Here is a 21,368-nt window from a genome sequence, read left to right as displayed (position 1 = left end):
TCAACGCCCCTCCCTGTTGGTGCGGTCCGCGCCGGGAGGAGGCTCGGGTGGATCGTCCAGCCGCAGCCGGTACAGCGTGCTGCCGTCGCCGCCCACGACCTCGATGTGGCTGGCGGCTGCAACCGTCGCCGGCACGCGCGTGGCCAGCGCCGTCTGCACCGCTTGCGCACGCTGCCGTGCCAGGGCCTCCTGGCCCGGGGCCGCCGTGAGCAGCGCACGGCCGCCGCCGCGTGTGACCAGCGCCTGTGCCGCCTTGTCCAGCACGGCGTCACGGCTGGCGTCCAGGCGGGCGCTGCCGGGTGCGAACAAGGCGTCGCCCAGCTCGATCCGGACCGGCCGGGGCGCCGTCGCGTCGGCGGGCGATGCGGCACTCAGCGCGCCATCGGGCATGCGCACACCGAAGTCGAAGCGCGCCGGCAGCCCGGGCGTGATCCGCCGGACCAGCGGATTGGGCGTGGTGAAGCGGGCCCCGCTGGGCAACGTGGACGGGTCCACCTTGAGGATGAAGTTGCGCCCGCGTGCCTGGCCGCCGGGGATGCCCACCAGGTGATAGCGGCCGAAGGCGTCGGTCTCCATCAGCAGGCCTTCCACCGCTGCCACGCGCACGCCCGGAATGCCCCGCTCGCCCGGGTCCTGCACGCCGTTGCCGTTGCGGTCGTCGAACACGCTGCCGATGATCAGGCTCTCGTCGAGCAGCGGATCGGTAGTGATGTCCACATCGGCCGAGGCCACGTTGCCGATGCTGCGGTTCTCGCCATCGATGGCGGTGATGCGGTTGGTGTGCACACCGGTGCCGGTGCCCGCCCCGACGCGCAGGTAGTACACCACCGTGGCGCGCTCGCCCACCGGGATGTCGATGCCGTCGATGCGCAGCGGCTGTACGCCACTGGTGCGCGCATCGTTGTCGGCGTCCTGCACCGCGAAGCCACCGCGCACGAAGGTGAAGCCCGGCGGCAGCGTGTCCAGCAGGGTGGCGCCGTTGGCATCCACCTCGCCCACGTTGTCGATGGTCACCGTGTAACGCACCAGGTCGCCGATCTGCGCGCTGCGCTTGGCGGCCACCTTGGTCAGGCGCAGCACGGCCTGCTGGCCGGCCACGGTGACGGCCACGTTCGCTTCGGCGCACAGCGCGGTGGGAATGGACACGTCGCAGACCCGGTAGCGGAAGCTGTCGGTGCCGGCAAACCCTGCGGCCGGCGTGTAGCTGCACAGGCCGTTGGCGCACTGCACGCTGCCGTGGGTCGGTGCGGTCACCACCTGCAGCGAGGCCGGGTCCAGCGGTGCACTGCGGGCGCTGTCGTTGGCCAGCACGTCGATCTGCACCGGCGCGGTGGTCTCCACGGTGACCGCGTCGTCGACCAGGGTGAGCACGTTCGGCTCCACGGTCACGGTGACCGTGGCGCTGGCGCACATCGCCGGGTCGGCCACGTCGCACACCTGGTAGTCGAAGTTCTGCACGCCGGCGAAGTTGGTCAGCGCGGCGAAGCGGATGCGCGCGCGCGGCAGCACCGTGGCCGTGCCGTACGGCGGCGGCGCGGTGATGGTCACTGTCACCGTATCGGGATCGATCGGCGTGCCGTTGACGCGGTCATTGCCCAGCACGTCGATCTCGATCACGCCGTCCTGCGGCACCTGCACCTGGTCATCCTCGGCATCCACGCCCGGCGCGCCGGCGATGACGGTCACGCTGACCGTGCCGGTGTCGCATACGGTGGGCTGGTTGAGCAGGCACAGGGTGTAGGTGGTGCTGTAGCTGCCCGGTGCCAGCCCGGCGGCCACGTCCACCCAGCCATCGGCGCTGAAGGTCAGCGCGGTAGTGGCCACCGGCGCGAAGCTCACCTGGGCCGGATCCAGCGGTGCGGTGTTGAAGGTGTCGTTGTTGAACACGTTCAATACCCGTGCCTGCCCGGCCGGCCCGATCGGACCGGCGCTGTCATCCACCGCCAGCAGCGCACCCACCGGCCCCTGCACCAGCACCGTGGCGATGGCGGTGGTGCAGTTGGTCGGCACGCCGTTCTCGCACAGCTGGTAGGCCAGCTGCACCTGGCCCGGCTGCACACCGGCGGCCACCATGATCTGGCCCTGGTTGTTCATGGTGTAGCCCGGCGTGCTGCCGGTGAGGCTGGCCACCACGCTGCCCACCGGCGGCGGCGACACGTTGTTGAAGCTGTCGTTGTCCAGCACCGAGCGCGCGATGGTGCCGCCCACCGACGGATCCACCGGCGTAGCGGTGAAGTCGTCGTTGACCGACAGCACCATGTTGGCCGACCCGGCCAGCGTGAGCGTGACGCTGGCCGTGCCGCACTGCGCGCTGTACGGCGCAGGCAGGCATACCTGGTAGGTGAAGGTCACCGGCCCGGTGGTGCCCGACGGCGGGGTGTAGCTGAAGCTGCCGTCGGCGTTGAACACCAGCCCGGGCACCGCACCGCTGGTGAGGGTGTAGAGCGCGCCCGGCGGCGTGTTGTCGTTGGACGACACGTTGCCGGTGGTCGGGCGTCCGGCCGGGGCGGTGACGCTGTCGTTCTGCGGCGCCGGGGTGATCACCAGGGTGACGCCGGCGGTGGCGCAGTTGGCCGGCGCGGCGGCTTCGCAGATCTGGTAGGTGATCAGGGTGGCGCCCGACGCGACGCCGGTGCCCACGCTGATCGTGCCATCGGGGTTGATGGTGATGCCGGCCGGTGCGCCCACCAGGCTGAGGATCACATCGCCAGGCGGCGGCGGGCTGACCCCGTTGAGGCGGTCGTTGGCGAGCACGCTGGCCGACGAGGTGGCACCGGGCAGCACATCGGTGAGCACATCATCGCCGGCCACCAGCGTGCCGTTGTTGATGTTGATGGTGACCGTGGCGGTGCCGCAGCTGGCCGCATACGGCGCGGGCAGGCAGGCCTGGTAGGTGAAGCTGACCGGGCTCGGCGTGCCGCCCGGCGGGGTGTAGGTGAACGCGCCGGTGCTGGTCAGGGTCAGGCCGGCCGGAGTCGCACCCAGCACGGTATAGACCGCCGTGGCCGGCATGCTGTCATTGCTGGCCACGGTGTTGGTCAGCGTCTGCCCGGCCGGTACCGAGTACGCATCGTTCTGCGGTGCCGGGCTGACCACCACGGTGACGCTGGCGGTGTCGCAGTTGGCGGGCGCGGCGGCTTCGCAGATCTGGTAGGTGAGCGCGGTTGCACCGGAGGTGACGCCGGTGGACACGGTGATCCTGCCGTCGTTGCCGATGCTGAAGCCCGCCGGCGCACCGACCAGGCTCAGCAGCACGTCGCCCGCGGCCGGCGGCGACACCCCGTTGAGGCTGTCGTTGGCCAGCACGCTGGGCCCGGAGGTGCTGCCCGGCGCGACGCCGGTGAACGTGTCATCGCCGGCCACCAGCTGGCCGTTGTTGATGCTGATGGTGACGATGGCGCGCCCGCACAGGCTGGCATTCGGCGCCGGCAGGCAGACCTGGTAGGCCACGCTGACCGGGCCGACCACGCCGATCGCCGGGGTGTAGGTGAAGCTGCCGTTGGCGTTGAACGTCAAGCCGGCCGGCGCGGTGTCCTGCAACGTGAACTGCGCACCGGGCGGGGTGTTGTCGTTGGCGGCCACGGTGTTGGACAGGGTCTGCCCGGCCTGCACGGCGTAGGCGTCATCCTGCGGCGCCGGGGTGACCACCACGGTGACGCTGGCGGTGTCGCAGTTGGACGGCGCGGCCGCTTCGCAGATCTGGTAGGTGAGGGTGGTCGGCCCGGAGCCCACGCCGCTGCCCACGGTGATCGTGCCGTCGGGGTTGAGCGTGAAGCCACCCGGCGCGCCCACCAGACTCAACAGCACATCGCCCGCGGCTGGCGGCGACACGCCATTGAGGCTGTCGTTGGCGAGCACGCTGGTGCCGGTGGTGGCACCGGGCAGCACGCCGACCAGGGTGTCATCGCCTGCACTCAGGGTGCCGTTGTTGATGTTCAGCGCCACCGTGGCGGTGGCACACAGGCTGCCGTTCGGCGCCGGCAGGCAGGTCTGGTAGGTGAAGCCCACCGGCGACACCGCACCGGTCGGCGGCACGTAGGTGAAGCTGCCATCGGGGTTGAAGGTCAGGCCCGGTGGCGGCACGCCCTGCACCGCCCAGGTGGAGCCGGCCGGCATGCTGTCGTTGCTGGCCACGCTGTTGCTCAGCGTCTGCCCGGCCTGCACCGAGAACGCGTCGTTCTGCGGGGTCGGGCTGACGATCACGGTGACGCTGGCGGTGGCGCAGTTGCCCGGCGCGGCGGCTTCGCAGATCTGGTAGGTCAACGGGGTCGGTCCGGCACTGACGCCGGTGGCCACGCTGATGGTGCCGGTGGGCGTGATCGCAAAGCCTGCCGGTGCGCCGACCAGGGTCAGCAGCACGTTGGCCGCCGCCGGCGGCGACACACCGTTGAGGCTGTCGTTGGCCAGCACGCTGGCCGCCGAGGTGGTGCCCGGTGCCACGCCGCTGAGCGTGTCGTTGCCGGCCAGCAGCGAGCCGGTGGTGATGTTGAGGGTGACGCTGGCGGTGGCGCACACCACGTTCGGTGCGGGCAGGCAGGCCTGGTAGGTGAAGGTCACCGGGCTCGGCGTGGCGGGCAGCGGGGCGTAGGTGAACGACCCGTCGGGGTTGAAGGTCAGCCCGGCCGGCGGGGTGCCCTGCACGGTGAAGGTCGAGCCCGGCGGCAGGCTGTCATTGGTCGCCACGCTGTTGCTCAACGTCTGCCCGGCCTGCACCGAGAAGGCATCGTTCTGCGGCGTGGGGCTGACGATGACGGTGATGCTGGCGGTATCGCAGTTGGTCGGCGCGGCGGCTTCGCAGATCTGGTAGGTGAGCGTGGTGGTGCCCGATGTCACGGTGCTGCCCACGCCAAGGGTGCCGTCGGCATTGAGGGTGTACCCGGCCGGCGCGCCCACCAGGGTCAGCACAACGCTGGCCGGCAGCGGCGGACTCACCGCATTGAGCGTGTCGTTGGCCAGCACGCTGACGCTGGTGGTGCCTCCTGCGGCGACCCCGCTGAGGGTGTCGTCAACCGCCACCAAGGTGCCGTTGCTGATGTTGAGGGTGACGCTGGCGCTGTCGCAGAGCGAGGCGTTCGGCGCCGACAGGCACGCCTGGTAGGTAAAGATCACCGGGCCGACGGTGCCGATCGGCGGGGTATAGGTGAAGGTGCCATCGCCGTTGAACGTCAGCCCGGCCGGTGTGGCGCCCTGCACCGTCCAGATGGAGCCTGCCGGCAGGTTGTCGTTGGCGGCCACGTTGCCGTTGCTGATGGAGCCGCCGGCCTGCACCGCATACGCGTCGTTCTGCGCGGCGGGGGTGATCACCAGCGACACCGTGGCGGTATCGCAGTTGGACGGCGCGGCGGTTTCGCAGATCTGGTAGGTCAGCGTGGCCGGGCCGGAGGTGACCCCGGTGGGCACGGTGATGGTGCCATCGGCGGCGATGGCGTAGCCGGCCGGCGCACCCACCAGGCTCAGCTGCACGCTGGCCGCGGCCGGCGGGCTCACCGTGTTGAGCGCATCGTTGGCCAGCACGCTGGGCGTGGTGGTGCCGGGCACGACGCTGGTGAAGCTGTCATCGCCAGCCACCAGCGTGCCCAGGTTGACGTTCACCGTGGCCGTGGCGAGGCCGCACACGCCACCGTTGGGCGCAGGCAGGCAGGTCTGGTAGGTGAAGGTGACCGCCCCGGTGGTGCCCACCGGCGGGGTGTAGGTGAAGCTGCCATTTCCGTTGAACACCAGCCCGGTCGGCGGCGTGCCCTGCACTGCCCAGGTCGAACCGGCCGGCATGCTGTCGTTGGTGGCCACACTGCTGCCCACCAGCGTGTCACCGGCCTGCACGGCAAACGCGTCGTTCTGCGGTGCCGGGGTGATCACCAGGCGGATCGCGGCGCTGTCGCAGTTGGTCGGCGACGCGGTCTCGCACAGCTGGTAGTTCAGCAGCGTCGCACCGGCAGTCGCACCGGCCGGCACCTGCACGGTGCCGTCGTTGTTGATCACGAACCCGGCCGGTGCGCCCACCAGCAGCAGCTGCACATCGGCAGAGGCCGGCGGGGTGACCCCGTTGAGGGCGTCGTTGGCCAGCACGCTGGGCGTGGCCGAGCCGGCGGTGATCGGGGCCGCGAACGTATCGTCGTTGGCCACCACCGCGTTCACCGCGATGTTCAAGGTAGCCGTCGCGGTGCCGCACACCGCGGCATCCGGCGCCGGCAGGCAGGCCTGGTAGCTGAAGGTAACCGGGCCGATGGTGCCCGCCGGTGGGGTGTAGGTGAAGCTGCCGTTGCTGTTGAAGACCAGCCCCTGCGGCGGCGCGAGCACGCTCCAGGTGGAGCCGGCCGGCATGTTGTCGTTGCCCGACACGTTGCCGGTGTTGGGCTGGCCGGACTGCACGGCGATCACGTCGTTGACCGGCACCGGGCGCACCACCAGCGCGATGGTGGCCGTGGCGCAGTTGTTGGCCGCCGCGGTTTCGCAGATCTGGTAGACCAGCGCGATGGCGCCGGTGGGCGCGGTGGCGGCCACCGACAGCGTACCGGTGGGGCTGAGGGTGAAACCGGCCGGTGCGCCCACCAGCGACAGCGACACCGTGGCCGCAGCCGGCGGGGTCACCCCGTTGAGCGCGTCGTTGGCGAGCACGCTGGGCGTGCTGGCGCCCGGCGCGATCGCACCGAAGCTGTCATCGGCCGCCACCAGCAGGCCGTTGTTGATGTTCAGCGTGGCCGTGGCGGTACCGCACACGGCGCTGTTCGGCGCAGGCAGACAGGCCTGGTAGTCGAAGCTGGCCGGGCTGGTAGTGCCCGCCGGCGGTGCATAGGTGAAGCTGCCATCGGCGTTGAAGGTGACCCCGGCCGGCGGCGTGCCCTGCAGCGTGTACACCGATCCGATCGGCATGCTGTCGTTGCCCGACACATTGCCAGTCAACGTCTGACCGGCCTGCACGGCGAAGGCGTCGTTGGCCGGTGCCGGAGCGACCACCAGGGCCACGCTGGCGGTGGCGCAGTTGGCCGACGCGGCGGCCTCGCAGATCTGGTAGGTGAGCGTGGTGGCACCGGACGCGGTGCCGGTGGCCACGCTGATGGTGCCGTCGGCGGCAATCGTAAAACCGGTGGGCGCGCCTACCAGCGACAGCACCACCTCGGCGGGCAACGGCGTGGCCGCGTTGAGGGTGTCGTTGGTCAGCACGGTGGGCGACGCCGTGCCCGGCGCGATCGGGGTGGCGAAGGTATCGGCCACGGCCACCAGCGTGCCGCTGTTGACGTTGAGCGTTGCGTTCGCGGTGGCGCACACGCCCGCATCGGGTGCCGGCAGGCAGACCGTGTAGGCGAAGGTGGATGCGCCGCTGAACCCGGTTGGCGGGGTGTAGACCAGGCTGCCATCGGCGGCCAGCACCAGCCCGTCCGGCGGGATGCCCACCACCTGGAAGACCGCACCGGCCGGCACGTTGTCGTTGCTGGCCACGCTGCTGGTGAGCACCTGCCCGGCCGCGGTGGACAACGCATCGTCCAGCGCCGACGGTGCCACCACCAGGCGGATCGTCGCGGTGTCGCAGTTGCCCGGCGCAGCCGCTTCGCACAACTGGTAGGTGAGGTTCTTGACCCCGGCAGGGGTACCGGCGGCCACGGTCACCGCGCCTTCGGCGGTGATGGCCAGACCGGCCGGTGCGCCTACCAGTGACAGCAGCACGTCGGCCACCGCCGGCGGCGTGGCGCCGTTGAGCGAATCATTGGCCAGCACCGAGGTGGTGCTGCCGCCACTGACCGGGTTGATCGGGGTAGTGCTGAAATCATCGCCATTGGCGGCCAGGCTGCCCACGGTGATGGTGATGGTGGCGCTGGCCGTGGCGCACAGCGCCGCGTTCGGTGCCGGCAGGCAGACCTGGTAATCGAAGGTCACCGGCGAGGTCACACCCACCGGCGGCACATAGGTGAAGCTGCCCGACCCGGTGAAGGTCAGCCCGGCCGGCACCGGGCCGACCACGCTGAACAGCGCGCCCGCCGGCACGTTGTCGTTGTCACCGACGTTGCCGTTGAGCGCCTGCCCGGCCGCGGTGGAATAGGTGTCGTTGCTGGCCGACGGCGTCACTACCAGGCGCAGGGTGGCGCTGGCGCAGTTGCTGGGCAGCACCGCTTCGCAGACCTGGTAGGTCAGCACCACCGCGCCACTGGTGGCGGCCGCGGGCACCTGCAGCAGGCCGTTGGCATCGAGCGCGTAACCGGCCGGCGCACCGACCAGGCTCAGCAGCACACTGGCGGCGGCCGGCGGCGTAACGCCGTTGAGCGTGTCATTGACCAGCACGCTGCTGGCGCTGGTGCCACCGGGGGCGAGCGGCGTGGCGCTGATGTCGTCGTCGCGCGCCACCAGGGTGCCCGCGTTGACGTTGATGGTGGCTGTGGCCGTGCTGCACTGCGCGCTGTCCGGCGCGGGCAGGCAGACCTCATAGGTGAACGTGACCGGCCCGGTGAAGTTGGCCGGCGGGGTGTACTGGATGCTGCCATCGGCGCCGAACTGCAGGCCCGCCGGCACCGCGCCGGGCACGCGGAACACCGCACCGGCCGGCGCGTTGTCGTTGCTGCCCACATTGCCGGCCAGCAGCTGCCCGGCCGGGGTGGAGAACACATCGGCGGCCGCCAGCGGCGCGACCAGCAGGCGGATCTGGGCCGTATCGCAGTTGCCCGGCAGCGCCGCTTCGCACAGCTGGTAGGTCAGCGTGACCGCACCGGCAGCCACGCCGCTGGCAATGGCGAGCACGCCATCGCTGCCCAGCGTGTAGCCCGACGGCGCGCCCACCAGAGTGAGCAGCACATCGGCCGAGGCCGGCGGCACGGTGCCATTGAGGCTGTCGTTGCCCAGCACCGACGCCGTGCTGCCGCCCACGGCAGGGTTGATCGGGGTCGCGCGGACATCATCGTCATTGGCCACCAGGGTGCCGGCATTGACGTTGACCGTGACCGACGCGCCGGCGCACACGGTGGTGTCCGGTGCGGGCAGGCAGGCCTGATAGGCGAAGGTGACCGCGCCCTGGGTGCCCACCGGCGGGGTGTAGGTGAAGCTGCCGTTCGGGTTGAACACCAGACCGGCCGGCGCGGTGCCGCTCAGGCTGAAGCTCGCGTTGGCCGGTACGTTGTCGTTGCCGGCCACGTTGCCGGTCACCGGCACGCCCACCTGCGTGCTGAGAGTATCGTTGACCGCCACCGGCGCCAGCAGCAGCTGCACCGCACCGGTATCGCAGTTGCTGGGCAGTGCCGCTTCGCACAGCTGGTAGGAGAAGCTGACCGCACCGGCCGCCGCGCCACCGGGAACGGACACGGTGCCGTTGCTGTTGATCACATAGCCGGCCGGCGCGCCCACCAGGCTCAGGATCACATCGGCCGGGGCCGGCGGAACCGCGCCGTTGATGGTGTCGTTGCCGAGCACGCTGTTGGTGGTGCCGCCGCTGGCCGGGTTGATGATCGCGGCGCGGAAGTCATCGTCGTTGGCCACCAGCGTGCCGGCGTTGACGTTGAGGGTGACCGTGGCGGTATCGCAGACGGCGGCGAACGGCGCGGCCAGGCACGCCTGGTAGGTGAACGTGGTGGTGCCGGTGTACTGCGCCGGCGGGGTGTAGGTGAAGCTGCCATCGGGGTTGAACAGCAGCCCGGCCGGCGTGGCACCGGTCACGGCATAGGTGGTGCCGGCGGCGACCGTGTCATTGACCGCCACGTTGCCGCTGACCGCGCGCGCCACCTGGGTGGTGAACGCATCGGCCACCGCGTCGGGCGCGATCACCACCGCAATGCTCGCGGTGGTGCAGTTGCTGGTGCCGGCCTGGCACAGCTGGTAGGTCAGGCTGATGGGCCCGGCCGGCGCACCCGCAGGCACCTGCAGCTGGCCGTTGGCGGCCAGTGTGTAACCGGCTGGCGGTGCATTGATCAGCGACAGCGTGGCCTGCGCAGGCAGGATGGCCGCGCCGTTGAAGGTGTCGTTGTCCAGCACGCTGGCGGTCAGCCCACCGGCACTGGTCAGCGGCGTGCCGGTGAAGTCGTCGTTGCCGGCCGCGAGGACGGCGGCGCCGACATTGACGGTCACGGTGGCGGCATCGCACACGCCCGCATTCGGCGCCGGCAGGCACACCTGGTAGCGGAAACTGTCCGGACCGATGTACGCCGACTGCGCGGTGTAGCTGAAGCTGCCATCGGCATTGACCGTCACGGTGCCATGCGCGGCCACGGCCAGCAGGCTGAACTGTGCGCCCGCGCCCACGTTGTCGTTGCCGTTCACGGTGCCGGTCAGCGCGACGCCCGCCGTGGCCACGAACGCGTCGTCGAGCGCATCGGGCGCGACCACCAGCTGCACGCTGGCGGTGGCGCAGTTGGTGGGCGCCGCTATTTCGCAGATCTGGTAGTCAAAGGTCACTGCACCGGCCGCGGCACCGGCCGGCACCTGCACCTGCCCGTTGGCGTTGACCGCGTAGTTGGCCGGCGCACCGCTCAGGGTGAGCAGCACCGCGGCCGGGGCCACCGCCACCCCGTTGAGGGTGTCGTTACCCAGCAGGCTCACCGTGGTGGTGGTGCCCGGCAGCAGCGGCGTGGTGAACACATCGTTGACCGCGGCAATCTGGTTGGCCTGCACGTTCACGCTGACCGTGGCGGTGTCGCACACGGTGCCGTTCGGGGCCGGCAGGCACACCTGGTAGATGAACGAGTCCGGCCCGGTATTGCCGTTGGACGGGGTGTAGCTGAAGGTCCCATCGGCGTTGACCACGGCGGCGCCACGGGTGGGCGCGGTGGCCAGGGTGTAGGTGGACCCGCTGGCGATATTGTCATTGCCGGCCAGGCTGCCGGTGGCCGGCTGACCGCCGCCCGGGGTGGTCACCGTGTCGTTCACTGCATCCGGGCTCACCACCAGGTTGGCGGTGGCGGTGGCGCAGTTGGCCGGCAAGGCGTTTTCGCAGAAACGATAGGTCAGCGCCAGCGGACCGGCCGCGGCGGTGGCCGGCACCTGCACGGTGCCGTTGGCATTGATGGCAAAGCCCGTCGGCGCGCCCACCAGGCTCAACGTCACCTGGGCAAGCGGCACGGCGCCGCCGTTGAACGTGTCGTTGGTGAGCACGGTGGGGGTGAGCCCACCGGTGCCGGCCGGGATCGGTGTGGCGAAGGTGTCATCCACCGCTACCAGTGCGTTGGCATTGACTACGATCGCAGCGGTTCCCGTCGCGCAGACGGCGCCGTTCGGCGCGGGCAGGCAGACCTGGTACTGGAACGAGGTGGGCGTGGCGATGCCGCCGACAGGCGCGTAGGTGAAGGTGCCGTCGCTGTTGACGGTGAGCCCGGCCGGCGGCGTGCCGACGGCGCTGAACACCGCACCCGCAGGTGCGTTGTCATTGCTGCCCACGTTGCCGGCGAACGAGGGCGCGCCACCGGTGGCGTTGAAGCTGTCGTTCACCGCAGTCGGGCCGATCACAACGCTGGCCGTGGCGGTGGCGCAGTTGGTCGGCGAGGCGTTCTCGCAGATCTGGTAGGTCAGGCTGCCGGCACCGGCGGTGGCGCCGGCCGGCACCGTGATCACGCCGGCACTGTTGATGGTGAATCCGGCCGGCGCGTTTTGCAGCGCGATGATCAGGTTGGCGCCGACCACTGGCGCACCGTTGAGCGTGTCATTGGCCAGCACCGTGGGCGTGGTGCCGCCGGTGGCCGAGGAGATCGCGGTGGCGAACACATCGTTGTTGGCCACCAGCGCGTTGGCCCGCACCGGCACGGCCGGGGTGGTGGCGCTGTTGTCGCCCGGGGTCGGATCGGTGGTGCCGGTGGGCAGCACCAGCGCGACGCTGTTGGCCGGCACGGTGGCCGGGGTGGCGCTGGGCGCGGTGCCGTTGACCAGCAGCACCACGCTGTCGCCCACGCCCACGTTGACCTGCACGTTGACGGCATTGCCGGTGCCACTGGACTGCGCGCACGACGATGCCGCGGTAGTGGGCTGGCAACTCCAGGCCACGTTGGTGAGCAGCGACGACACGGTGTCGACCACGCCCACGCCCTGCGCCGCCGACGGGCCGGCATTGCTCACCTGGATGCGGTACTGCACGGCGCCGCCGGCGGCCACCGGACTGGCACTCAGCAACGTCTTGGTCACGCTCAGCTGTGCCTGCAGGGCCAGCGCATTGGTATCGGTGGCGGTGTTGTTGCCCGGGGTCGGGTCGCCCACATCGGTCGGCGCGGTCACCGTGGCGGTGTTGTTGAGCGGGTTCGGATAGCTCTGCGCAAGCAGCGTGGGAGACAGCAGCAACGCCAACAGCGCCACCGCGTGCGCGATGCCGGCCGATGCCCTGCGTGCCCTGCCCTGCGTGCGGCGTGCTGCCATGCGCTCATCCTCGAAGCGGTGATCGTGTCCATCCCCGGCGCGGGGTCATCCCCACGCCCACTGCGGTACCGCCCTGGGTGCTAGTACGCGCCCGGGTTGCTGCTGAAGCTGACCGGCACACTGATCGTTGCCTGGCCCCCATTGATCAGGTTCACGCCCACGCTGACCGCGTTGCCGCCCACCGCACCGCCACTGGCCGCCGCGCACGTGCTGCCGCTGGTGGCACTGCAGGTCCAGGCGCCCCGCAAGGTGATGCCGTTGGGCAGGTTGTCGGCCACCACGGCATCGGTGACCGGGTCGGGCCCGTCGTTGCGCACCAGCAGCGTGTAGGTGGCCGTGCCGCCTGGTGTGTAGGTGCCGCTGCCGTCGCTCTTGGTGATCGACAGCTCGGCCTGGCGCGTGCGGTTGGTAATGCGGCACACCAGGGTCACGGCGGTGGCGGTCATCGCCGGCGCCTGCAGGGTGAAGCTGCCGCCGCTGCCGGAAGACACCACGGTGTTGTTCTGGTCGGTGCATTGCCAGCTGCTGGCATAGCGCGCCAGCGTGGTGCCGGCGGCGGCGGCTTCGGCCAGCGCGTAGCTGCCGCCGGGCACGGTGATCACCGCCGCGGTGGCGCCGTTGTTGCCCACGTTGCTGGCCGAGCCCACCGTGCTGCCGTTGTAGGTGATGGACAGGTTGAAGCGGCCGGTGTCGCTGGTGGGCTGCAGGTCCTTGACCAGCTGCAGCGTCGCCGCGCAGGCCTGGGTGATGCCTTCCACGGTGAACACCGCCTGGCCGATACGGATGCCCAGCAGCGCCAGCAGGTTGTCGACCAGGCCCCCGAGCACGGCCGTCAGCACGGGGGTGACCAGCACGTTGACGGCGGAGCGGATGGGCGTAAGCAGCGTGTTGACGATGCCGTTGACCAGGTCGGCCACCGGCAGCGGCAGCGGGATGCCGCCGAGCAGGGTCACGGTGGGGTTGCCACTGGTGACCTGGATGTTCAACGAGTTGACCAGCGTGGACACCATCGTGGCCGCGCTCACCGTACCGGCAGTCAGCGTGCGGGTCTGGGGATAGGGCCCGGTGAAGCTGGCACTCTGCAGCCCTGGCGTGGCGGTAGCGAAGCTGCGCACGCTGACCGTCAGCGGCACGGTGATGTCGGCGATCGGCGTGAGCAGGCCAAGCACGTTGGCCGCCACCCGCACCTTCACGCTGAGCGAGGTCAGCGTGGCGGCGGTCAGGGCGGTGTCGGTGAGCACGGTGCTGCGGTTGAAGAAGGTGGCGTCGCTGATCTGGCCGACATACAGGTTCACCAGGCCCGGGCGCGCCTGCAGCGTGACCGCGTTGCCTACCAGGTTCACCGCCGAGATCGAGCCTTCGGCACGCGCCACGTCGGCATACAGCTGCAGGTGCAGCACGTCGGCGGTAATGCTGGTGTTGGACAGCGACACCCCCAGCAGGTTGAGGCCGTTGAGCGCCGCGCTGAGCGTGCCGGTGTTGAGTCCCTGCACCAGGTCCAGGTCGAGCTTGATGCGGATGGCCGCACTGTGGAACGCCGCGCCCACCGTGCCGCAGCTGTAGACCGGCGGTTCGATCACCTGCAGCCACAGGCGCACGTTGGCCACACCGTTGAGGCCCAGCGCCGCGGTGTCGACGGTGATCGGCGTTGGCGTGGTGAGCACGTTGCGGAAGTTGTAGAGCTGCACGCCGCCGGTCAGCAGGTCCAGTACGTTCAGGCGCACGATGGCCAGCGATCCGGTGGGCAGGGCGATCTGCAGCAGGTCGGCCAGGCGGATGTTGCCGGTGGTGCCGGCCACGCCCAGCGGCAGTGCGTTGAGCACGTTGGCCGCGGCGGTCTGGCCGTCGGCCTGCAGCACCTGCACCATCGCCGCGCGCAACTGGCCCAGGGTGATGTTGGCGTTGAGCACCTGGCTGGGATCGCTCACCACCACCCCGCCGTTGAGCTGGGTCAGCAAGGCGTTGAGGTTGATGTTGGCGCCGGCCAGGTTGTTCCAATCGGCCACGCTCAGGTTGAGGCTGGTGCCCGGCAGCAGCGCGCCGAACAGCAGGTTGAGCACCGGACTCTGGGTGGAATCCACCGAGGCCAGGCGCGGACCGGCACTGACGCAGGCGCCGGCGGTACAGGCCGATTGCGCCTTGGCCTGCCCCAGGCATGAAAGCACCGCCAGTAGTGCAAGGAGCAGCCATGACTGCCAACGCACTGACGGAACGTTCACGCCTTTCACATTAACCATACATGCGTCTCCGCCGATTTTTGGCAGAGTTCGACCGTGGCGGCGGAGTTACTCCGTCGTCGTTCTGATCGTGCCCTGCCGGTGCCGTTTCCCGCTTGGGAATGCGTTTATGTCCGGTTCGGGCCGATTAATGCGGGGCAACGAAAATTCCGTCAAACAAGACGGCGTGAAATAGGGGGACAGTGGCGCTTGCTGGCGGGTCGGCGTCGCACGATTACCCCGGATGCAGCAGGCGGCGACAGCGATTCTGTACACGCGGGAAAAGAATCACTTCCAGGGAAGCAGGGCTTACCGAACAGGGAAAGGGGGCACTAAATGCAGGCCATGTGCGACAGAATCCGGCGAGCCCGACTAACGGCTGGCCTGTCCCAGGCGCAGCTGGCGTTGGCGGCCGGCGTGCGACGCAGTGCCGTAGCGCAGTGGGAACGGGAAGGCGGTACATTCCCGAGCGTGCAACACCTTGCCTGCATCGCAATTGTGACGCAAGTCCATTTTGAATGGCTGGCCACGGGGCGCGGTCCCGGGCGTCCGGAGGACGGCGTGGACCTGCCTTTGCCGGACGCGTTGCCGGTGGAAGCAGCACGTACCGCCCAGGAAACCGAGATTCTGTCGTTATTGCGGCGCATGCCCGCGCGCAAGCGTCAGGTGGCGCGCGCGATCATGGAAATGTTGACGGAGTAACGCGTGGCTGCCGGCCTGTTGCCGGCCCGGATTACAGCGCCGCGCGCGGCGGCAGCGACCAGTCGATGGGCGTCTGGCCGCGGCGCTGCAGGTATTCATTGGCCATCGAGAAGTGATGGCACCCCAGGAAACCGCGGTGCGCCGACAACGGCGACGGATGGGGTGCCTTCAGCACCCGATGCCGGCCGGTGTCGATCACCTTGCCCTTCTGTTGCGCGTAGCTGCCCCAGAGCATGAACACCAGCCCGTCGCGTTCACGGTTGAGGGTGTCCACGACATGGTCGGTGAACCCTTCCCAGCCGCGCTTCTGGTGCGCACCGGCCTGCCCGGCCTCCACGGTCAGCACCGCATTGAGCAACAGCACGCCCTGGCGCGCCCACGGCAGCAGGCAGCCGTGGTCCGGGCGCGGAATCCCCAGGTCGGCTTCGATTTCCTTGTAGATATTGAGCAGCGACGGCGGCACCGGGACGCCGGGCATCACCGAGAAACTCAGGCCATGGGCCTGGCCGGCGCCGTGGTACGGGTCCTGCCCCAGGATCACCACCTTGACCTGCTCGAACGGGGTGGCATCGAAGGCGGCGAATATCTGCGGGCCGGGCGGGAACACCTGCGCACCGGCTGCCTTGCGCTGGCGCAGGAAGCTGGACAGGTCGCGCATGTCCGGACGCAGCAGCCACTCACCAATACGTGCCTTCCAGCTCGGTTCAAGCTGGATGCTGGGGGTTGCGTCGTCGTTCATCGCACCAGGGGTTTTTCATTGAGCCGCGACAGGCGCAGCTGGAACAGGACCTTGGTCACCAGCAGGCGCTCTTCGATCGGCTTCTGCACCAGGTCGTTGGCACCGGCCTGCAGCAGGCCGGACTGGTTGAGCGGGTTGCCATCACCGGTCATCACCAGCACCGGCAGGCGGCGCTTGCCGTAGCCGAAATCCACGCGCACGCGCTCGACCACGTCCAGCCCGCTCAGCTCGCCCTTGAGGGTCACGTCGGTGAGCACCAGGTCGATGCGGTGGCTGCTGCGGCCCAGCGATTCGGCGGTGAGCAGCGCGAAGGCTTCCTCGGCGGTCATCACATGCAGCACGCGCAGGCTCTGGCGTTCGAGCATGCGCTTGGTCGCCTCGGCCACCACGCGGCTGTCTTCGACATACAGGATGGTGGCGCCGGGAATGGTTTCCGGCTGCACATAGCCACGGATGAACGTGGCCAGCGCCTCATGGCCCAGCGCCTTGTCGAAATAATCGGTGACGTAGTCGGTGAAGCGGCGCTGTTCCAGGTGCTGCTGCGCATCGCCGGATACCACGATCACCGGCACGTAGGCCTGCCCGGCGGTTTCGCGGACCAGCCGCGCCAGCGCCAGGCCGTCGCCGTCGCTGAGCGTGAGCGAGGTGGTGACCAGGTTCACCGGCCCGGCTGCGAGGGCGTTGCGCGCCTCTTCGATGCTCGCGCAGCCCACCACCTCCACCGCCGGCAATTCGCGTTGCAGCACATCGGCAATCAACTTGCGGACCAGCTTGGAGCCGTCGACCACCATCACGCGCGGTGCATCGTCGACCAGGTGCTTCAGGGCTTGCGGGCGCATGCGGGCCTCAGGTTTCGGTCGGTCGGGTCTGGCGCAGGAAATGCCCCGTCACCAGCCACGCGCCCAGCCAGCCCAGCACCACGGTGCCGACCAGCACGAACGATGAATGCAGCAGATCCAACCCGTGCAACACGAACGGGCTGGCATAACTTTCAGACAACGCGGCCAGCGGCGGGCGCAAGGCCAGGCCGGCCACGCCGATCAGCGCCAGCGCCACCGCGCCGGCCCCCAGCCCGTACCACGCGCCCAGGTACAGGAACGGGCGGCGGATGAAGCCGTCGCTGGCGCCCAGCAACTGCAGCACGCCGATTTCCTCGCGGCGCGCCTGGATGTCCAGGCGCACGGTATTGCCCACCACCAGTGCGGCGCCCAGGCCCAGCAACACCGACAGCACCTGTACCAGCCGCGCGCCGAAGCCCAGCCAGGCGTCCAGGCGCTTGCGCCACAGCGCATCGTGCTGCACCAGGTCGGCCTGCGGCAGGCCTTCCAGCGACTGCGCCAGGCGCGCGTCGTCGGCGCCCGCCTTCGGGGTGACGATCAGCAGCGTGGGCAGCGGGTTGTCGTGCAGCGCATCGATCGCCTCGCCCAGGCCGGCGCCGTCGCGCAGTTCCTGCAGGCCCTGCTCCGGCGTCTGCACGGTGACGTTGGCCACATCGGCCCGGCCACGCAACGAATCGGCGACCTGCCCGGCCGCCGCCGCGTCGGTGTCGGTCTTGAGGAACAGATTGATGTCGCGCGACTGCTGCACGCTGCCGGCGAAATGGGTGAGGTTGTCCAGCGCGATGGACAGGCCCAACGGCAGGGCCAGGGCCAGCGCCATCACCATGATGGTCAGCAGCGTGGCCCACGGCTTGCGCCAGGCGCGGCCCAGGCTGAAGACCACGCTATGGCCGTGGTGATGCAGCCACACGCCCAGGCGCGACGGTGCCGCGGCGTCCTTGTTGGTGGGTGCGTTCATTCGGCCAGGTCCTGCGGCGAGATGTCGTCGATCAGCTTGCCGTGGTCCAGGATCAGCACGCGCTTGCGCATGTGCCGCAGCAGGGCCAGGTCGTGGCTGACCACCAGCACGCTGGTGCCGCGCTCGGGAAGCTCGGCGAACAACGCCATGATTTCCGCCGCCAGGGTGGGGTCGAGGTTGCCGGTGGGTTCGTCGGCCACCAGCAGCCGCGGTTCGCTGACGATCGCGCGGGCGATGCCCACCCGCTGCTGCTCACCCGCCGACAGCTGCGACGGCAGGGCTTTTTCGCGGTGGCCCAGGCCCATCCGTTCCAGCACCGAGCGCACCCGCTTGCCGATATCGGCGCGGCGGGTGCCGCGCAGGATCAGCGGCAGGGCGACGTTCTCGGCGATGCTGCGGTCCATCAGCAGGCGGTGGTCCTGGTAGACCGCGCCCACCTCGCGACGGTGCCGGGGGATGTTGCCGCCACGCACCTTGAGCAGGTTGCGCTCGTTGAAGATCACCGCGCCGCGGCTGGGCCGCTCGTCGAGGTGGATCAACTTGAGCAGGGTGCTCTTGCCCGCACCGGAGTGACCGGTGACGAACAGCATTTCCCCGGGGGCGACATCGAAGCTGACGTCCACCAGTGCCTGGTGGCCGCCGGCATATTGTTTGCTGACATTGTCAAAACGCAGGACGCTCATCCCCTGATTATGCAGGACGAGGGTGGCGGCGTGCAGGTGGGGTGGGTGCCGACCCACGGTCGGCACGGCGGGCACGCCACCCGACCAACGGTCGGGTGCCACCCGCTGATCGGCAATTCCGATCAGCTACCGGACAGCATCCGGCGGATCTTGCGACCGATGCGGGTCAGGAACGACGCGCCCGGATCGGCGGCCGGGGTGCCACGCATCGGCTTGGCGGTCACCTGCACCGGGGTCACCGATGCCTGCGGTGCGGCACCTTCGGCGCCTTCGACCGGACGGCCGTGGCGACGACGACGACGCTTGCGCGGGGCGCGCTCGCCTTCCACGGCCGGGCTGTCGGCGGCGCTCGGGGCGTCCGCCGGGGCAACGGCGGCCTGGGCGACCGCGGCCTGCGGCTTGACCTCGCCCTCGACCGGGGCGTCGCCTTCCACGCGCGGCTTGCGCTCGCGGCGCGGCTTGCCGTCGGCACTGCGCTCGCCCGGTGCGCGGCGTTCGCCACGGCCACCGGCCGACGGCTTGCCACCGCGACCGCTGCTGCTGCCACCGCCACGGCGCTGTTCTTCGGCCGCACGCGCTTCGCGTGCCTCGCGGAAGATCTGGCCAACGCTCTCGTTCTCGTCGCCGTCCTCGCCCGCTTCGGCCGGCGCACGTTCCGGGCGCGGCAGCGAGGTCAGGATTTCGCTGGTGACCGCTTCGACCGGGATCTTCTGCTCGATGTAGGCCTCGATGTCCGGCAGGCCCATCGCGTAGCGCTCGCAGGCGAAGCTGATCGCATCGCCTTCTTCGCCCAGGCGTGCGGTACGGCCGATGCGGTGCACGTAGTCTTCGGCGTCGAACGGCAGGTCGTAGTTGTAGACGTACTTGATGCCGTCGATGTGCAGGCCGCGGGCGGCCACGTCGGTGGCCACCAGGATTTCGAGCTGGCCCTTCTGGAAGCGGTTGAGCAGGCTCTCACGCTTCTTCTGCGGCACGTCGCCGGACAGCACGCCCACGCGGTAGCCGGCCTTTTCAAGCGAACGGGCCACGCGCTCGACGAACACCTTGGTGTTGACGAAGACCATGGTGCGCGCACCTTCGCTGCGCGACAGCAGGCCCAGCAGCAGCGGGATCTTTTCTTCGTCGGCCGGGAAGTAGATGCGCTGGCGCACGCGCGCGGCGGTGATCGACTCGCTTTCCACCACCAGCTTCTGCGGCTCGTTCATGTGCTCATAGGCCAGCTCCAGCACGCGGTGGCTGAGCGTGGCGCTGAACAGCAGCGTCTGGCGCGTGCTGCGCTCGGGCATGCGGCGCAGCAGGAAACGGATGTCCTTGATGAAGCCCAGGTCGAACATGCGGTCGGCTTCGTCGAGCACGCAGATTTCGCAGGCGTGCAGCGACACCACCTTGTGCTGCTTGACGTAATCGATCAGGCGGCCCGGGGTGGCGATGATGACGTCCACGCCCTGCTGCAGGATCTCGCGCTGCTTGTCGTAATCCACACCGCCGTAGACCAGCGCGAAGCGCAGGCCCAGGTCCGAACCGAACTTGACCGCATCCTTGTGGATCTGGATCGCCAGTTCGCGGGTGGGGGCCAGGATCAGCGCGCGCGGGTCTTCCGGCTTGCGGTCGGCCAGTGCCGGACGGGTCAGCAGGCGGTTCACCACCGCGACCAGGAAGGCCAGGGTCTTGCCGGTGCCGGTCTGGGCCTGGCCGGCGACGTCGCCGCCGGGCAGCGCGACCGGCAGGGTCAGCGCCTGGATGGGCGTGCAACGGGTGAATCCGGCTCCTTCAAGGCCGGCCTGCAGGGCCGGGTGCAGCTCGAAGGAGGAGAAGGTCAAATCGGTCAGCGGTTTGTCGCTCATGTGTCCGTCTTGGTAAGGCCGCCCCGGCAGCGGTGCGCGGGAGGCTTGCAATCTTGGGGGGCACCGTCGCCATTGCGGGCCCTGCGCCGGGGTTGGACGGGGCCGGACCTACCGGTCCAGGGGCGCCGCACAATGGCGCAGTTTAGCGCAATGTCGGCGCCAAACCGGCTCCTGCCGTCGCACGGATGGCTGAGACAGCCCGCCAGCGGTGGGCTGCCACCTTGGGTGCCGGGTGTCGGCGCACCAGTTTTCACGTGTTTTCACCGCGCCTGCCGCCAGTTGAACGTGCGCGCCACGGCCACTGGAGGCGGTCGCACACGCCCGCATATAGAGAAGGACTGCCCCATCAATGCAGGGCGCCAATCACGGGATGCTGGGTTTCAGGCAGCACCTGCCCGGCCGCGACGATAGGGGTACACTGCCCGCCGTGAGCGACCAGGCATCCACCTGGCGCACCGCTGGCCGCCCTCGCGGCCACGAGGCAGCAGACGCGGATGGCACCTTCCGGTGGCGTCCAAATTCAACCTCCTCCGGCTCGGCCGGGTGCATTTCCAGACGAGAAACCAAGATGAGCGACAAGGTTGTACATGTCGGCGATGCCGACTTCGATAGCGCAGTGCTGAATTCCAAGGAACCGGTGCTGGTCGATTTCTGGGCCGAGTGGTGTGGTCCGTGCAAGATGATCGCCCCCGCCCTGGACGAACTGGCCGACGCCTACAACGGCCGCGCCAAGATCGCCAAGGTCAACGTGGACCAGAACCGCGCATTGGCCGCCAAGTACCACGTGCGCTCGATCCCGATGCTGCTGGTGTTCAAGGACGGCCAGGTCCAGGCGCAGCAGATCGGCGCGGTCGGCAAGGCCCAGCTGGCCGGCATGCTGGACAAGGCGCTGGCCTGATCGCAGCAGGCAGTCGGCCCCTGCCGGCTGCCCGCGGGCCCTGCCCCGCATGAATGACCCTGCCCCACCCGGCTTGCGCACCGCCGCGAGCCGGTGTTAGTGTCGGCAGCATCCGGCCGCATTCGCGCGCCGCATCTTCTGGACGACGTTCTTTCCAGAATCCTTTCCCAACGT

General features: G+C 69.7%; 9 protein-coding genes and 1 pseudogene. 3 read left to right on the top strand and 7 right to left on the bottom strand.

What is annotated here, in order from left to right:
* The gene (locus DX03_RS01665) at window positions 1–12,315 is read right to left on the bottom strand and encodes an Ig-like domain-containing protein (protein ID WP_038685838.1); all 12,315 of its coding nucleotides are present in this window, start codon (window positions 12,313–12,315) and stop codon (window positions 1–3) included.
* An 80-nt stretch (window positions 12,316–12,395) separates the two neighbouring features.
* Window positions 12,396–14,534, bottom strand: a complete 2,139-nt coding sequence (locus tag DX03_RS01660) for a DUF11 domain-containing protein (RefSeq protein WP_185753431.1) — start codon at window positions 14,532–14,534, stop codon at window positions 12,396–12,398.
* Window positions 14,535–14,867: 333 nt separating this feature from the next.
* Here DX03_RS01660 and DX03_RS21355 point away from each other — a divergent pair.
* Both DX03_RS21355 and DX03_RS21350 read left to right on the top strand, forming a co-directional pair.
* Window positions 14,868–15,062 (top strand): annotated as a pseudogene (locus DX03_RS21355) (helix-turn-helix domain-containing protein); the annotation flags it as partial.
* A gap of 30 nt (window positions 15,063–15,092) precedes the next feature.
* Window positions 15,093–15,233, top strand: coding sequence for a hypothetical protein (locus tag DX03_RS21350; RefSeq protein ID WP_236546334.1), 141 nt, complete (start codon window positions 15,093–15,095; stop codon window positions 15,231–15,233).
* A 31-nt stretch (window positions 15,234–15,264) separates the two neighbouring features.
* Here DX03_RS21350 and ung read toward each other — a convergent pair whose 3' ends face one another.
* From ung to rhlB, 5 genes are all read right to left on the bottom strand, one after another.
* Window positions 15,265–15,972: a uracil-DNA glycosylase gene (gene ung, locus DX03_RS01650; RefSeq protein ID WP_038685835.1), complete on the bottom strand. Its 708-nt coding sequence runs from the start codon at window positions 15,970–15,972 to the stop codon at window positions 15,265–15,267.
* Window positions 15,969–16,811 (bottom strand): response regulator, encoded by an 843-nt coding sequence (locus DX03_RS01645; protein ID WP_038685834.1) that lies wholly within the window; start codon window positions 16,809–16,811, stop codon window positions 15,969–15,971. Before DX03_RS01645 ends, ung begins: the two co-directional genes overlap by 4 nt.
* 7 nt (window positions 16,812–16,818) lie before the next feature.
* Window positions 16,819–17,769: a permease-like cell division protein FtsX gene (gene ftsX, locus DX03_RS01640; RefSeq protein ID WP_038685833.1), complete on the bottom strand. Its 951-nt coding sequence runs from the start codon at window positions 17,767–17,769 to the stop codon at window positions 16,819–16,821.
* Entirely contained in the window at window positions 17,766–18,452 is a 687-nt protein-coding gene (gene ftsE / locus DX03_RS01635) for a cell division ATP-binding protein FtsE (RefSeq protein WP_038685832.1), read from the bottom strand. The genes ftsX and ftsE overlap by 4 nt, the downstream gene beginning before the upstream one ends.
* 122 nt (window positions 18,453–18,574) lie before the next feature.
* Complete coding sequence (rhlB, locus tag DX03_RS01630; RefSeq protein ID WP_038685831.1) at window positions 18,575–20,296, bottom strand: ATP-dependent RNA helicase RhlB; 1,722 nt, start codon at window positions 20,294–20,296, stop codon at window positions 18,575–18,577.
* 568 nt (window positions 20,297–20,864) lie between these two features.
* Here rhlB and trxA point away from each other — a divergent pair.
* A complete protein-coding gene (trxA, locus tag DX03_RS01625) occupies window positions 20,865–21,194 on the top strand; it encodes a thioredoxin TrxA (RefSeq protein WP_038685830.1) in 330 nt (109 codons plus the stop codon).
* Window positions 21,195–21,368 lie beyond the last annotated feature (174 nt).

The sequence above is a fragment of the Stenotrophomonas rhizophila genome (assembly GCF_000661955.1).
Classification (GTDB): domain Bacteria; phylum Pseudomonadota; class Gammaproteobacteria; order Xanthomonadales; family Xanthomonadaceae; genus Stenotrophomonas; species Stenotrophomonas rhizophila.
The sequence above is the reverse complement of the archived record's forward strand: the minus strand, read 5'-3'. Positions and strand labels throughout refer to the sequence as shown.